The following is a 14,959-nucleotide window of genomic DNA, read 5'->3' as shown; positions in this document are numbered from 1 at the left end:
CGCTGCGGTGCCGCAGGTGCCTTCCTGTGTTGTGAACCTCTCTCGCAGCATTGAGTTTTATACAGCTCTACCCGGCTTTAAAGAGGGAATTCCAAGTGAAAGGTCGTGCCTGCTCCAATGCTATCAACGGATACGCGACCGCCATGCAGTTGCATGATTGAGCGAACAATGGCCAATCCCAGACCACCGGAATCGTCGGGTTGATTGCGTGAAGGGTCGCACCGGTAAAAGCGCTCAAACAATCGCGGTAGATGTTCTGCTGCAATCGGCTCGCCGTGGTTGTGCACCGTAATTTCGAGCGTGTCTTGCGAAACCCTGCTGCTAATCGTCACTGCAGATTCGGGAGTTGCGTAGCGCAGCGCATTGGCCAGCACGTTAGCCAATGCTCGACGGATCAAGCCTGGATCACCCACCAACTGATCCTGAGTCCGGTTTATCAGTTGCACATCTCGCTCTTGCGCCACGCCTTCAAAATACTCACATAGCTGCTCGATCAGACCGTGCAGGTTGATTTGCTCGAATTTTACGCAAGCGTTTGGCTGCTCGGTGCGAGCAAGAAACAGCATGCTGTCGATCATTCTCGCCAGCCTTTCATACTCTTCCTGATTGGAAACCAGCAAGTTCTGGTAGTCCTCGATAGATCGACTGCGTCTCAGGGCTTGCTGGGTTTGTCCCATCAGGTTGCCAAGCGGGGTTCGCATCTCATGGGCGAGGTCTTCCGAGAAGCGTGAAAGCTGGGCGAATCCATCCTCAAGGCGTGCAAGCATCTGGTTGAGGGCGCTACAGAGCAGCTTGAGCTCATTCAGTTCATTGAACTGATCCAGCCGCAGATGCAGATGCTGCACATCGATTCCCGCTGCGCGCTTGGCCAGCAGGCGCACAGGGTGCAAGCCTCGTTGACTGACCCACCAGCCGAATGCGAACGCCAGCAGCGCACCGACTGACATGGCCACCCAGAGCTTGAGCCGGTAAGCCCCCAGCATTTGGTCGCGCTCCCCCAACAACTTGCCAGCAATCAGGGTCAAACCGCGATCACCCTCTATTACATCCTGCCAGGCAAGTCGCACCGGCTCGGAGGACTGATCGTCAACGAGGCGAGCGTGGGGTGCAGCCGGCAACTTTGGAAAAGTCATACCCACCGGGTTGATTTCGATCAACACCTTGCCGGTGTCATCGACAATCCATAGCAGACTGTCGCGATTGCCCAGCATGTTTTCGTAAAGCTTGGGCCGAGCTCGCAGTTGCTCGATGCTGTCGCTATCGCTGATCAATGCTTGCATTCGCTCCAGGCGTCCCAGCAGGGCCTGGTCGTCGCGCCACGCAATCTCTCGCTGTAACGATTGATAAAGATAAAAACCAATGGAGCCCAGTAACAGTGCGCTGACCAATGCGAACATGATCGCCAGGCGCAGGCTCAGGGTGCGCGGAAAAAGAGTCAAGATTGCACCTCAAGCATGTAACCGATACCACGCACTGTGTGTATCAACTTGAGCGAGTATGGATCGTCGACCTTGGCCCGCAGGCGACGAATCGCGACATCCACCACATTGGTGTCACTGTCAAAGTTCATTTGCCAGATCTGTGAGGCAATCAACGAACGCGATAGCACCTCCCCTTCACGACTGAGCAGAAGATGCAGCAGGGCGAATTCCTTGTTGGTCAGGGTGAGGCGCTCTCCGTTGCGCGTTACCTTGCGTCGCAACAAATCCAGGCTCAGGTCGCCAGCCACAAAATGCTCCACCTCGCGAGGCGGGCCACGGCGCAGCAAAGTGCGTACGCGCGCCAACAGCTCGGCATAGGAAAAGGGTTTGACCAGATAATCATCGGCCCCCAACTCCAGCCCTTTGACCCGATCATCAACCGAATCACGTGCGGTGAGAAACAGCACCGGGGTCTGCCACTTACGGCGGATGATTTGCAGCAATTGCCAGCCATCCAACCCCGGCAGCATGACATCCAGAATGATCAGATCGTACTCACTCTCCTGCGCCAAATGCTGGCCATCTAGCCCGTCAAGGGCGATCTCTACGACATAGCCCGATTCAGTCAGGGCTTTGCGCAGGTAATCCGCCATTTTCGTTTCATCTTCAACCACCAGGATACGCATTTTTTCCTCCAGGACTGGAGCACAGGCTAGCCCGCTTCGCTGATTTCTCACATTACATATTGGTAATCCGCAGGCAATCATTCTGACGGGGTGCGCTGTTCATGATGTCTGGCAATGACTCAGACAGACTCAACCCACCAAGGAAACAGCATGCGTAAAAGCCTATCGACTTCATTGCTGATCACACTCGCAATGAGCTCTGCATTCGCCGTTGCAGCCCCGGATCAAGTTGCGCAGCGCAAGGACGTGTCACTTGCAATGGCCAACGATTTGCTAAATGCCGCGCTGACGGCCTGTCACGCCGATGGCCGCACAGCCGTTGCCGCAGTTGTCGACCGTGGCGGCAATCTGGTTGCCGTGCAACGCGATGACAATGTCGGCCCGCACAACACCTTAGCCGCACAACGTAAAGCCTATACCGCCCTGTCGACCAAGACTTCGACGCGCGTGTTGGCGGAGCGTGCTCGCGCTATTCCAGATGCTGAAAACCTCAACACCCTCGATGAGTTGTTGCTGCTGGGCGGAGGCGTGCCATTGAAATTCGATGGTCAGGTCATCGGCGCCATCGGGGTGGCTGGTGCGGGGGGCGCGGCACACGATGAAAGTTGCGCAGAGGTCGCTATCAACAAAGTTTTACCTGCCGTTAAAAACTAAGGACATCACCATGACTGTATTGAAAAGCTTCTTCGCTGGCGCTGTATTGAGTGCCCTTTCAGCCCTTGCATCAGCGGCAACAAATCCATTGAGCGTGCATGTACTCAACTTGCAGGATGGCCTGCCCTCCCCTGGAGTCAATGTCACATTGGAAAAACAGGACGGGAAAAACTGGGACATGCTCAACAGCGCGGCAACCAATGAGCAAGGTCGTATTACCGGGCTGTATCCGGAAGGTCGGGGTCTGGAGAAAGGTACGTACCGTGTCACCTTCAAAACCGGTGAGTGGTTCAAGGCGCACAAAACGTCCAGCTTCTTTCCGGAGGTACCCGTCATATTTGAGGTGGACGGCACTGTCCCGCACTACCACATCCCGTTGCTTCTCAGCCCCTATGGTTTCTCCACGTACCGAGGAAATTGATAAATAAGCGATACCCAATGGTAGCCGCCCGAAGGGGAAGACAGCCGCCCTACTCGAAAGGGCGGCACTGTGGCCTGACTTTGCGGCGTCAAAACCTTGCGCGATAACCGGCTACGGAAATGACTTTAGGCGCCATCCGTGCGCCCCTTTCAGTCGGATATTGAGTGCTCTGCCAATCATGCGGCAGCTGCGAAAAGAGAGGGGCAAACGCCGATGCGCAATCCCCTACCCGATCAATGCGTGATTCGCGATCAACGTGCGTACCTCGTGTTTAACCACGGATTTTCTTGTACAATCTCTATCGCTATGTATAAGTATTGCGTTTAATGAAAGTGCCAAGCAGTCCATACCACTGAGGTACATATGTTCAACTCGCAAATCAAAAAAGAACTGGCCATCAGCCAGCAGCGCTTGGCCGACTGCGAAGCCACCCTCGCTGCACTGGGTGGCTCCATGGCTCTGATTGAGTTCCAACCTGATGGCACTGTCCTCGACGCCAATAACAATTTCCTGAGACTAATGGGCTATCGCCTTGAGGAAATTCAATCTCGGCATCACCGCTTATTCTGTACGCCGACATACGCCAACAGCGTCGCTTATCAAGGTTTTTGGTCACGCCTGAGTAAAGGTGAGGTCATAAACGACCACTTCCTGCGCCTGGACAAACAAGGGCGTGAGATCTGGCTGGGGGCCACTTATAACCCAGTTCGCGACATATCCGGACGGGTTATCAAGGTCGTCAAGATTGCGACTGATGTCACTGCCCGGGTACAGAAGGAACAAGAGCAGGAGAGCCAAATCAAGGCGATTAACCGTTCCATGGCAACCATTGAGTTCAACCGGCAGGGAGAAGTGATCAGCGCCAACGAAAACTTCCTTGCAGTGATGGGTTACCGCCTGGATGAGATTATTGGCAAGCACCATCGTCTGTTCTGTGAGCATAGCGAAAGTGAATCCAACGAGTACCGACAGTTCTGGGAGCGCTTGAATCAAGGCGAATTTTTCTCTGGTAACTTCAAGCGCCTCAACAACCAGGGACACACCGTCTGGTTACGTGCGACTTACAATCCGGTGTTCGACGCCAACGGCAGCCTTTACAAATTCGTCAAGTTTGCGAGCGATATCACTGCTCAGGTGCTCCAGCAGGAAGCTGAGTCACGAGCCGCGCGCATGGCCTATGAGACTTCATTGAAAACCGACGGTACAGCGCGCGAAGGAGCACGAGTGGTGCAGGAGACAGTGGATGTCATGCAAAGCCTGGCTGGCGAATTGAATCACGCAGCCGAAGGTATCAATGCTGTCAGTCAGCAGTCGGAAGTCATCAGCAGCATCGTGCAGACCATCCGTGGCATCGCCGAACAAACGAATCTTCTCGCACTTAACGCAGCCATCGAAGCGGCTCGTGCCGGAGAGCAGGGTCGTGGTTTTGCGGTGGTCGCCGACGAAGTGCGCAATCTCGCTTCGCGCACAAGCCAAGCCACCATCAAGATTGTCGAGGTGGTGCAACACAATCGTGAATTGGCCAAGGGGGCAGTGACCAGGATGGAGGCGAGTAAAGACAAGGCAGAACAAGGCGTCAAATTAGCCGGTGAGGCTGGACAAGTGATCCTGGATATTCAGGACAGTGCTCGCCAAGTCGTACACGCGATCAGCAATTTCTCGTCGGCATTAGCACGATGATTCAGCCTTGCAGCCTTGTGCAAAGTCTTGTTTTGTCAGCATCAATTTTTTACCCAATGCGGCCTATGTTATGCAAAACCTATACGCGACCATACCATCTGTACAATAAAGAGTATCGACCACTGACGCTGTACCCTGAGCGTGAAGTTAACTTTACTGGACGATGTAGCGAAGCCTATGCACCTTCGTTCCATCAATCACCTGCGTGAGTTAATGCAGCTTGTCCCGCCATTTCCATGCGTGCTTGTGCAGCAGTGTGTCCATGACGAGATGTGCGGCTCACGTGAGGGTCCCATCGAGCCGTTGCGCATTCCTTTCTCCCTGGCTGCGCCTTGGTAAGTCACACTTACGCTGGATCCTGTCAAATGAACAAGACTCACCGACTATACCTGGTCTTGGGCGACCAGTTGTCCTTCGACCTGGCCTCATTGAAAGGGCTGGATGCGGAGCAGGATACGGTTTTGCTGGTGGAGGTAATGGAGGAAGCCAGCCATGTGCCCCATCACCCGCAAAAAATCACCCTTATCTTCAGCGCCATGCGCCATGCGCCATTTTGCCGAAGCGTTGAAGCAGCGTGGCATCCGAGTGCAGTACGTCACCCTTGATGACCCACAGAATAGCGGAACGGTGCCGGGCGAATTGCGCCGCTGGCAGACGCTGCTGCACGCAGAGGAACTGCACCTGACTGAGTGTGGTGACTGGCGTTTGGAGCAGTCGCTCAAGGACTGCGGCTTAGCGATCCAATGGCATAGCGATAGCCGTTTTCTCTGCAGCCGCACCGAATTTTCGTCCTGGGCCAAAGATAAAAAACAACTGCGCATGGAGTTCTTCTACCGAGAGATGCGGCGCAAGAGTGGCCTGTTGCTCAATGGCGACGGCAGCCCGGTCGGCGGCTCCTGGAACTTTGATGCGGAAAACCGCAAGGCATTACCCAAAGGCGTGCGCCCCCCCTCGCCCGTGCGCTTTTCGGCAGATGCGATTACCCAGGAAGTGCTGGCGCTGGTCGTAAAGAACTTCTCCAGCCACTATGGCGTCCTCGACACCTTTGACTACCCGGTAACCCACGCCGATGCCCAGGCGTTATGGGACTATTTCCTCGATTGGGGTCTGGCAGCCTTCGGCGACTATCAAGATGCGATGGCCAGTGATGAGCCCTTCCTGTTCCACGCGCGGATCAGCGCTGCACTCAATATTGGCCTGCTGGATCTGCGTGAATTGTGCAATGACGTGGAAGCTGCTTACTGGGCGCACAGGATTCCGCTGAACGCTGCCGAAGGCTTTATCCGCCAACTCATCGGCTGGCGTGAATACGTGCGAGGCGTCTACTGGCTGAAAATGCCCGAGTACGCCGGCGGCAATCTGTTTGGCAACAGCAGGCCGCTTCCGGAGTTCTATTGGACGGGCGCTACGAAGATGAACTGCATGAGCCAGGCGATCGGTCAAAGTTTGAAACACGCCTATGCCCATCATATCCAGCGCCTGATGGTGACCGGCAACTTTGCGCTGCTGGCCGGCATCGCGCCGAGCCAGATTTGCGACTGGTACCTGGCGATATACATGGACGCGTTCGACTGGGTCGAACTGCCGAATACGTTGGGGATGGTCATGCACGCCGATGGCGGTTACGTGGGCTCCAAACCTTATTGCGCCAGTGGCCAATATATAAAGCGAATGTCTGACTACTGCCGTAACTGCGCTTACAAAGTCAGTGAAAGTACGACGCACGACGCTTGCCCTTTCAACTCGCTCTACTGGCATTTCCTGATGCGTCACGGTGACCTTCTGCGTGGCAATCAGCGCATGAGCATGATTTATAAGAACCTTGATCGCATGCCTGAATCCAGGCAGCAGGCGCTATGGCAACGTGGCCAATTTTTGCTCGCGAAACTAGATGAAGGTGAGTCATTCTGAAAAAGAGTGAACGCCTGTCAAAGCATGCCTGGCATGCGGCCTTCCCTTCACATGGAGGAAGAAGTGGGCTCACGGCCGGGAGGAAGTGCGCTACTGCCCGGAATGCTGCCATAGGTAGTCTTCAGACGTAGGCATTCCAACAACAAATTGACGTGGAGCAGCAACGCTTGGAATTAAGACAACTGCGTTATTTCGTAAAAATCCTCGAACACGGCAGCCTGGGACGCGCAGCGCTTGAACTGGACGTGGGCGTATCAGCCCTTAGCCAACAGATCGCGAAACTTGAAAGTGAACTGTCAACCCGCCTCCTTAATCGCACCACCACTGGCGTCACACCGACCAGCTCCGGTATGGCGTTCCTGCACCATGCCCAGCTGTGTTTGCGGCAGGCCGACAATGCGATCATGGCGGCTCACCGTGGGCGAATGAGTGGGTATGTCACCGTCGGAATGGCGCCCACGACTGCCACTGTTCTCGCCCTGCCATTGATCAACGCGATGCGAGAGCGCTACCCGGATATTCAATTGCACCTGGTCGAGATGCTGTCCGGGCATTTGGCCACGCAACTCAATGCTCGCCAGATCGACCTGGCCATTCTGTTTCAACTCGAAGGGGGTAAGCGCTGGAGCGTGACGCCGCTGCTCGACGAGAAACTATTTGTCATCAGCTCTCCTCACCTGCTCCACGCCCCCCAAGGAACCAGCGTGCAACTGGCGGATCTGGGTCAACTTCCACTGGTGATGCCGAGTGTGCAACACGGTTTGCGTTCTACGCTGATGGTTGCGTTTGAACGTTCGGGATTGGCGCCCAACATCATCATGGAAGTGGATGGTCTTGCCGTATTGATGAACGCCGTACGCGCAGGTCATGCCGCCACCATCCAGCCCGGAGCGGCGGCGGCGCTTAAAGGCGAGTCGGGACTTTCCGTGGTGGAAATTTCCGATGCTCACGTGGGTCGACGAAACCTGTTGGCGACACTGCCTGATGATGAACTGGCTCCCGCAGCCCTGGCGGCGCGGCTGGTCATCACTGATGTCGCGCGACAGTTGGTGATTGATCATCAGTGGCCGGGCGCTTCGTGGATCGAAGACGTCGCGCCATGATCTCTATGCCCCCTACCCCGGCTTTACGGTGAGCGCCAACCGGCAAAGCCTTTACGAAAACTAAACACCCCAACTCATTTCGCGCCTTTCGACAATAAGCTGACAGCTCTACCTTCTCCCCACTCGCGAGGAGCACTTCGTTCATGCCTCCTTGCGATTGAGGAGTGATGATGATCGACGTATTAGTAATTGGCGGTGGCAATGCTGCCTTGTGTGCAGCGTTGATGGCTCGAGAGGCCGGCGCTAGCGTCATGTTGCTGGAAGGTGCACCCAAAATCTGGCGCGGCGGCAACTCGCAACACACCCGAAACCTGCGCTGCATGCACGACGCACCGCAAGATGTGTTGGTCGATGCCTATCCCGAAGAAGAATATTGGCAGGATCTGCTGAAAGTCACCGGTGGGATTACCAACGAAAAGCTTGCTCGTATTGTCATCCGCGCCTCGTCGAACTGCCGTGACTGGATGCGCTCCCATGGTGTGCATTTTCAGCCGTCGTTGTCTGGAGCCCTACATGTTGCGCGCACCAATGCGTTTTTCATGGGCGGCGGCAAAGCGTTGGTTAATGCCTACTTCCGCAGCGCCGAGCAGCTGGGCGTCAAGATCCGCTACAACGCACAAGTCACTGACATTGAGTTGAAGGGTGGAGAGTTCGTCGCGGCGTACATCGGTGAACGTGAGGTCGATGGTCAGCGTTTTCCCGCCGAGCGTATCCAGGCCAAGGCCTGCGTTCTGGCCGCTGGCGGATTCGAATCCAACCGCGAATGGCTCCGCGAAGCCTGGGGTCAAAACGAGCGCGGAGAATGGCCTTCAGACAACTTTCTGATTCGCGGGACGCGTTTCAATACCGGCGTACTGCTTCGGCGCATGCAGGCCCTGGGCGCCGATTTCATTGGCGACCCGACGCAAGCGCACATGGTGGCCATCGACGCCCGTGCGCCCCTGTATGACGGTGGTATCTGTACCCGTATCGATTGCGTATCGCTGGGCGTGGTGGTTAATCGCGACGGTGAACGCTTCTATGACGAGGGCGAAGACTTCTGGCCCAAGCGGTATGCGATCTGGGGGCGCCTGGTCGCGGGTCAACCCGGCCAACAGGCTTACTCGATCATCGACCAACAAGCCCTCGGCCGGTTCATGCCGCCTGTGTTTCCGGGCACTAAAGCCAACTCGTTGGAAGATCTGGCCCGCCAGTTGAAGCTTCCCGTTACCCAATTCGTCAAAACCATCGAGCAATACAACGCGGCCTGCCGCGTCGGCACGTTCGACCACACCGCACTGGACGATTGCCACACCGAGGGTTTGGCGCCCGCCAAAACCCATTGGGCCCGCCCGCTGGTAAAGCCACCGTTCTGCGCCTACCCACTCAAGCCCGGCGTGACATTCACCTATTTAGGTCTCGCTACCGACGAAACCGCCGCCGTTCACTTCAACGACAAGCCTAGCCCCAACCTGTTTGTTGCAGGAGAAATGATGGCGGGCAACGTATTGGGCAAGGGCTATACCGCCGGCATCGGCATGGCCATCGGTACCGCATTCGGTCGCATCGCCGGTGTGCAAGCCGCGGCTGCGGCCGGCTTCCTTACCCCTTCATTCACGGAGCCCCAACATGCAGCTGTTTGATCCCCAGGCACCGGGTCAATTGATACCGGTACTCAACCTTGAAGAAAGTGAAGTCCAGCGACAAATGACCGTTTGCAATGCCTGTCGTTATTGCGAGGGCTTCTGCGCTGTATTCCCGGCCATGACAAGGCGTCTGGAGTTTTCTCAGGCAGATATCCATTACCTGGCGAACCTTTGCCATAACTGCGGTGCGTGCCTGCATGCCTGTCAGTACGCTGCCCCTCACGAGTTCGAAATCAATGTGCCCAAGGCCATGGCCAAGGTCCGCCTCGACACTTACGCCGAGTACGCCTGGCCACAGGTGATGGGCAAGTTGTACCGGCGCAACGGACTGACTTTGGCGCTGGCATCCGGTGCAGGGCTCGCGCTGTTTCTCTGCCTCACGTTGTTGGCGATGGGCAATCTGTTTACCGCAATGCCCGGGGGAAATTTCTACGGGATCTTCCCGCATAACACCCTGGCACTGATGTTCGGTGCGGTCTTCGGCTTCGCGGTACTGGCTTTGACGATTGGCGTGCGACGCTTCTGGCGCAACGTTTCACCGGCGGATGCGCCCCGCCAGGAAAAGACAGCCGCTGTGCTGGAGGCCACGGCCAACGTCGCCCAACTCAAATACCTGGACGGGGGTCATGGCGAGGGCTGCAATAACGCCGATGATCAATTCACCCAGTGGCGGCGGCGCTTCCACCACTTCACCTTCTACGGCTTCATGCTGTGCTTCGCCGCCACCGGTGTCGCCACGCTCTACCATTTCCTGTTGGACTGGTCGGCGCCCTACCCCGTCCTGAGCTTGCCGGTAATGCTGGGTATCACCGGTGGACTCGGCCTGCTGATCGGCCCCGCAGGCCTGTTGTGGCTGAATCTGCGTCGCCACCCCGAGCACGGCGACGAGAATCAGAAACCCATGGATCGCGGCTTTATCGCGCTGCTGTTTCTAGTTAGCGCCAGCGGCCTCGCACTTCTCGCGTTTCGCGACACCACTGCCCTGGGCCTGCTGCTGGCGATCCATCTCGGCCTGGTCATGGCGTTTTTCCTGACCATGCCCTACAGCAAATTCGCCCATGGCATTTTCCGCAGCGCCGCGCTGCTCAAATACTCCATCGAAAAACGCCAACCGAACCCGATCAACGCTGGAAGCGACTGATCGTTGAGCCATCTATTCCAAAAACAATATTGATCACCACGGTAGCCATGATGAAAACAACAACTCAAGACACCCGATCCAAGGGGTCGAAACTGGGCGCCATCCTGCGTGTCACCAGCGGCAATTTTCTCGAACAGTTCGACTTCTTTCTGTTCGGGTTCTACGCGACCTACATCTCGCAGACTTTCTTCCCTGCCACCAGCGAGTTTGCTTCGCTGATGATGACCTTCGCCGTATTCGGCTCGGGGTTCCTGATGCGTCCGTTGGGCGCTATCGTGCTGGGGGCGTACATCGACAAGGTGGGACGGCGCAAGGGACTGATCGTGACGCTGTCGATCATGGCTGCCGGAACAGTATTGATCGCCTTGGTACCCGGCTACGCCAGCATAGGCATCGCAGCGCCGATATTGGTGTTGCTCGGGCGACTGTTGCAGGGATTCTCCGCGGGTGCGGAAATGGGGGGTGTTTCCGTGTACCTGGCTGAAATCGCCACGCCCGGACGCCGGGGTTTCTTTACCAGTTGGCAGTCGGCCAGCCAACAAGTGGCAATCATTCTTGCGGCTTCGTTGGGTTATGCGATTAACGCGTCCATGGACGCTGCGGACGTTGCAGCCTGGGGCTGGCGTATCCCATTCTTCATTGGTTGCCTGATTATCCCGTTCATCTTCATCATTCGCCGCTCGCTTCAGGAAACCGATGCTTTCAAAGCGCGCAGCCATCACCCAAGTGCCAGTGAAGTCTTTCGCTCGATGCGCGACAACTGGCGCACGGTACTGGCTGGTGGTCTGTTAGCGTCGATGACCACCACCACGTTCTATCTCATTACCGTCTACACCCCGACTTTTGGCCGGTCTGTACTGAACCTGAGCACCAGCGACAGTCTGGTGGTCACGCTCTTCGTCGGCCTGAGCAACTTCATCTGGCTACCCATCGGCGGTACGATCTCTGATCGCATTGGTCGCCGCCCCTTGTTGCTGGCGGTCAGCTTGCTGTGCATCTTCACCGCCTATCCCGCCATGCATTGGCTGGCCGCGGCGGCAAGCTTCGAACGACTGCTCGCCGTGCTGCTGTACTTCTCTTTTTTCTTTGGCATTTACAACGGCGCGATGGTTGCGGCATTGACCGAGGTAATGCCGCAGAACGTACGAGTCGTAGGATTTTCACTGGCATTCAGTTTGGCAACGGCTGTGTTTGGCGGTTTTACACCCGCCATCTCAACAATCCTGGTACAGGCAACAGGAGACAAGGCGTCGCCCGCCTACTGGCTGATGTTTGCTGCGGTGTGTGGGTTCACAGCGACGACGATCCTGTATCGCAGGCAAAAAGCAGTGCCAGTCAACGCTTGATCAAAGATAGGTTTCGGCGGAATTCAGGGCTTTGCGCTGAATAGATATCGCGCCCTGGCCTGCATTGAGTCCTCTTCGTCTCAATGCAGGCCAACAACCTACCTATCCTTTCCAGAGCCCTGCTCCACGGTGCCCAAACCTAAAACCAGAGCAAACAACATCTCGGGTGCGCGAGGCCGCGATCAGGGGATCACCAAAGAACGATGTCGTAGGTAAAGTAGACCCGGTTGCTGTCTCGGCCACGGGAATAATCCGAACGGTAAACGTAGTTACGCAACCGCACACCCAGGCCTTTGAAGGTGCCTTGCTGTACGACGTAAGCCAGTTCGGCATCACGCTCCCACTCTTTTACCGTGGTGTTGGATTTACCGTCGTTGCCGCTCAAATAGCGGGTGGAGAACGTCAGGCCCGGCACACCAACGGCAGCAAAGTTATAGCCGTAATTGAGCATCCAGGTTTTTTCATCTTCCTCGACGAACTTGCCTATCCCGGCGTTGCTGAACGAGTAAACCGTAGCGCCACTGATAAAGGGCAAACCAGCATCACCACTCAGGGTCTGGTATCCGCCACCGAAGGTATGGCCGGAGATGGCGTAGGACAGTTGCCCGCTCAGCATGTTGTTGTCGATCTTGCCGCTGTAGGCAGAACCGGTATCAACACTGTTGAAGTAGCGCAAATCACTGGTCAGCACGCCGCCGCCCAACGGAAGATCGTGCTGGATACCCGCAAAATTCTGACGGTAGAAATTTTCCAGCTCGCCGTAGAAGTAACTCAAGCGAATGGTTTTCCCCAGCTTGTACTCGGCCCCTGCGTAGCTGAAGTCGCCTGATTTATCACCGCCATAACCGTCGGGCACAATCGGCATGCTGTCGGTGGAATCACGCTGTTTGAATCGATCCAGGTAGCCCCCGGTGAGGGTGAGGTTGTCGATGTCGACGCTACTGATCTGTGTGCCCTGGAACGTTTGCGGCAATAGTCGCGCATCGTTGTAGATCAGCACCGGAGTCTTGGGTAACAAGGTGCCGTATTTGACCGTGGTCTTCGCCAATTGGGCCTTGGCGGTCATGCCCAGGCTTGAAAACTCGTCAGCCGCACGTCCGTCATCATGGACAGGCAACAAGCCAGTGCCGCTACGGCCCCGGCCGGAGTCAAGCTTGACCCCGAGCAGGCCAAGGGCATCCACACCAAACCCGATGGTGCCGGGGGTAAACCCTGACTGGTAATCCAACAGGAATCCCTGGGCCCACTCGGTTCGCTCGCTCTTCGCCGTCCTTGCCGATTTGGCACTCAAACCATGCTCGTCGCGGAAATTTTCATTGAAATAGACATTACGCAATTGCAGCTTGAGCTTGCTGTCATCGATAAATCCTTGCGCACTGGCACTGGCCAGCGGCATCAAACAAAGAAGTGGAAATAGCGCCCGTTGGGTGTGCAAAGTGGTCATGACAAGCTACTCATTGTTGTTTTTTTGGAGTGCAGGACAGCGCGCGCCTCACTGGCGAGGCGCGTCAGGAAAAAGCAAGTGGTGTTGGGGGAATCAGGTGAAGAGACTGATCGCCCCGGTCAACAGCGCTAGCGCGGTAATCACCAGGGAAGTGAGCACCGCCCATTTGACGGTGGCTTTCTGGAAGTCGCCGATATCGCGATCAACCATTCCCACCAGCAACAGGGTTGAAGCTACCAACGGACTCATCAGGTGTACTGGCTGGCCGAGAATCGATGCGCGGGCGATCTCCACCGGATCAATGCCATACGCCGCAGCGGCATTCGCCAGGATGGGCACCACACCGAAATAGTAAGCATCGTTGGACAGGACGAAGGTCAGCGGCATGCTGGTAATCGCCACTACCAGTGGGAACAGATGCCCCCAAGACGGCGGAATCCAGTCAACCAGGGTTTGCGCCAGCGAGTCGACCATCTTGGTGCCGGAAAAAATCCCGGCAAAGATACCGGCGGCAAACACCAGGAGTACGACTGTCATCGCGTTGCCCGAATGGGCAAGGATGCGTTCCTTCTGAATATCCAGTTGCGGATAGTTGATCATCAGCGCCAGTACGAATCCGATCAGGAACAGGATCGCGGAATGCATTATCCCCATCACCAGCGCTACCATCACCACGATCACCAACAGCAGGTTGACGTAGGCCAGTTTCGGGCGCTTGTGCGGAGTATCTTCAAGAATCGCCTTGATGTAGCAATCACCGCCGCCGCTTTCCAGTTGGATATTACCGATACGCTTGCGCTCGGCACGGCCCAGCAGGAAGGCGGTGAAGACCACCCACATTGCACCGCCGATCATGGTCGGCAGCAACGGCACGAAGTAGGCACCGGCATCCAGGCCCAGCGCCGCGATCGCTCGGGTCGCGGGCCCTCCCCAAGGGGTCATGCCACTCATGATGCTCAGAGAAAGCATGGCAATGGTCGCCAGGATCATCGGATTCATCCCGATACGTTTGTACAGGGGAAGCATTGCCGCACAGGTAATCATGTAGGTGGTGGTGCCATCACCGTCCAGGGCTACCAGCAGCGAAAGCAACGCTGTGCCGACCGCGATTTTCATCGGATCGCCGTTGACGCGCTTGAGGATCTTGCGAATCAGTGGGTCAAACAGGCCGGCGTCGATCATCAAGCCAAAAAACAAGATCGCGAACAGCAGGAGCGCGGCCGAAGGTGCGACCATTTTCAAGCCGTCGAGCATCATCTTGCCGGTAGTGCCCCCAAAACCGCCAATGACGGCAAACACAATCGGCACCACTGTCAGGGCGACAATCGGCGACAACCGTTTGGTCATTATCAGGACTGTGAAGACCACCACCATGGCCAAGCCAAGCAATGCGAGCATAGGTAAGTTCTCTTGTTCTTATGAGTAGCGTGGCCGACGCACAGACGCACGACCCCGTGCCCGCCAGATGGCACGATCAACGGTACCTGGCGGGGGGTGTTAATTGAAGTATTGAAGGGGGCTCAATTC

At 56.4% G+C, this 14,959-nt stretch carries 11 protein-coding genes and 4 pseudogenes; 11 read left to right on the top strand and 4 right to left on the bottom strand.

Annotated elements, in window-relative coordinates; genetic code table 11:
* Positions 1 to 77: 77 nt before the first annotated feature.
* Together PG5_RS12530 and PG5_RS12525 are read right to left on the bottom strand one after the other, a co-directional pair.
* Positions 78 to 1,439, bottom strand: a complete 1,362-nt coding sequence (locus tag PG5_RS12530; RefSeq protein ID WP_020797496.1) for a heavy metal sensor histidine kinase — start codon at positions 1,437 to 1,439, stop codon at positions 78 to 80.
* Positions 1,436 to 2,107, bottom strand: coding sequence for a heavy metal response regulator transcription factor (locus PG5_RS12525; protein ID WP_020797495.1), 672 nt, complete (start codon positions 2,105 to 2,107; stop codon positions 1,436 to 1,438). Before PG5_RS12525 ends, PG5_RS12530 begins: the two co-directional genes overlap by 4 nt.
* A gap of 150 nt (positions 2,108 to 2,257) precedes the next feature.
* On the opposite strand from PG5_RS12525, the gene PG5_RS12520 reads away from it, so the two are divergent.
* The 11 genes and pseudogenes from PG5_RS12520 (at position 2,258) to PG5_RS12485 (ending at position 11,988) form a co-directional block, all read left to right on the top strand.
* A complete protein-coding gene (locus tag PG5_RS12520; protein ID WP_020797494.1) occupies positions 2,258 to 2,761 on the top strand; it encodes a heme-binding protein in 504 nt (167 codons plus the stop codon).
* 10 nt (positions 2,762 to 2,771) lie between these two features.
* A complete protein-coding gene (uraH, locus tag PG5_RS12515; RefSeq protein WP_020797493.1) occupies positions 2,772 to 3,182 on the top strand; it encodes a hydroxyisourate hydrolase in 411 nt (136 codons plus the stop codon).
* Positions 3,183 to 3,545: 363 nt separating this feature from the next.
* Positions 3,546 to 4,319, top strand: a pseudogene (locus PG5_RS35325) (PAS domain-containing protein); the annotation flags it as partial.
* 33 nt (positions 4,320 to 4,352) lie between these two features.
* Positions 4,353 to 4,862, top strand: a complete 510-nt coding sequence (locus PG5_RS35320; protein WP_371106610.1) for a methyl-accepting chemotaxis protein — start codon at positions 4,353 to 4,355, stop codon at positions 4,860 to 4,862.
* A 144-nt stretch (positions 4,863 to 5,006) separates the two neighbouring features.
* Positions 5,007 to 5,201, top strand: a pseudogene (locus tag PG5_RS34865) (DUF6482 family protein); the annotation flags it as partial.
* 26 nt (positions 5,202 to 5,227) lie between these two features.
* Positions 5,228 to 6,773 (top strand): annotated as a pseudogene (locus tag PG5_RS12505) (cryptochrome/photolyase family protein).
* Positions 6,770 to 6,891: pseudogene (locus tag PG5_RS33400) on the top strand (DUF2256 domain-containing protein). The pseudogenes PG5_RS12505 and PG5_RS33400 overlap by 4 nt, the downstream one beginning before the upstream one ends.
* Positions 6,892 to 6,940: 49 nt before the next feature.
* A complete protein-coding gene (locus PG5_RS12500; protein WP_020797489.1) occupies positions 6,941 to 7,876 on the top strand; it encodes a LysR family transcriptional regulator in 936 nt (311 codons plus the stop codon).
* 170 nt (positions 7,877 to 8,046) lie between these two features.
* Positions 8,047 to 9,498: an FAD-dependent tricarballylate dehydrogenase TcuA gene (gene tcuA / locus PG5_RS12495; protein WP_020797488.1), complete on the top strand. Its 1,452-nt coding sequence runs from the start codon at positions 8,047 to 8,049 to the stop codon at positions 9,496 to 9,498.
* A complete protein-coding gene (tcuB, locus tag PG5_RS12490) occupies positions 9,485 to 10,642 on the top strand; it encodes a tricarballylate utilization 4Fe-4S protein TcuB (protein WP_020797487.1) in 1,158 nt (385 codons plus the stop codon). The genes tcuA and tcuB overlap by 14 nt, the downstream gene beginning before the upstream one ends.
* Positions 10,643 to 10,689: 47 nt before the next feature.
* Positions 10,690 to 11,988, top strand: a complete 1,299-nt coding sequence (locus tag PG5_RS12485) for an MFS transporter (protein WP_020797486.1) — start codon at positions 10,690 to 10,692, stop codon at positions 11,986 to 11,988.
* A 190-nt stretch (positions 11,989 to 12,178) separates the two neighbouring features.
* On the opposite strand, the gene PG5_RS12480 is transcribed toward PG5_RS12485, so the two are convergent.
* Together PG5_RS12480 and PG5_RS12475 are read right to left on the bottom strand one after the other, a co-directional pair.
* Positions 12,179 to 13,432 carry an OprD family porin gene (locus PG5_RS12480; protein ID WP_020797485.1) on the bottom strand — a complete coding sequence of 418 codons (1,254 nt, stop codon included), beginning with the start codon at positions 13,430 to 13,432 and terminating at the stop codon, positions 12,179 to 12,181.
* 93 nt (positions 13,433 to 13,525) lie between these two features.
* Entirely contained in the window at positions 13,526 to 14,830 is a 1,305-nt protein-coding gene (locus PG5_RS12475) for a CitMHS family transporter (protein ID WP_020797484.1), read from the bottom strand.
* Between the last annotated feature and the right edge of the window lie 129 nt (positions 14,831 to 14,959).

The organism is Pseudomonas sp. G5(2012) (assembly GCF_000408945.1).
GTDB lineage: Bacteria > Pseudomonadota > Gammaproteobacteria > Pseudomonadales > Pseudomonadaceae > Aquipseudomonas > Aquipseudomonas umsongensis.
The sequence above is the reverse complement of the archived record's forward strand: the minus strand, read 5'-3'. Positions and strand labels throughout refer to the sequence as shown.

Bases quoted from the DNA above. Each gene is read 5' to 3' on its own strand.
- tcuA (WP_020797488.1), top strand. From the start codon at position 8,047: ATGATCGACGTATTAGTAATTGGCGGTGGCAATGCTGCCTTGTGTGCA.
- PG5_RS12520 (WP_020797494.1), top strand. From the start codon at position 2,258: ATGCGTAAAAGCCTATCGACTTCATTGCTGATCACACTCGCAATGAGC.
- tcuB (WP_020797487.1), top strand. From the start codon at position 9,485: ATGCAGCTGTTTGATCCCCAGGCACCGGGTCAATTGATACCGGTACTC.
- PG5_RS12485 (WP_020797486.1), top strand. From the start codon at position 10,690: ATGATGAAAACAACAACTCAAGACACCCGATCCAAGGGGTCGAAACTG.
- PG5_RS12475 (WP_020797484.1), bottom strand. From the start codon at position 14,830: ATGCTCGCATTGCTTGGCTTGGCCATGGTGGTGGTCTTCACAGTCCTG.
- PG5_RS35320 (WP_371106610.1), top strand. From the start codon at position 4,353: ATGGCCTATGAGACTTCATTGAAAACCGACGGTACAGCGCGCGAAGGA.
- PG5_RS12480 (WP_020797485.1), bottom strand. From the start codon at position 13,432: ATGACCACTTTGCACACCCAACGGGCGCTATTTCCACTTCTTTGTTTG.
- uraH (WP_020797493.1), top strand. From the start codon at position 2,772: ATGACTGTATTGAAAAGCTTCTTCGCTGGCGCTGTATTGAGTGCCCTT.
- PG5_RS12525 (WP_020797495.1), bottom strand. From the start codon at position 2,107: ATGCGTATCCTGGTGGTTGAAGATGAAACGAAAATGGCGGATTACCTG.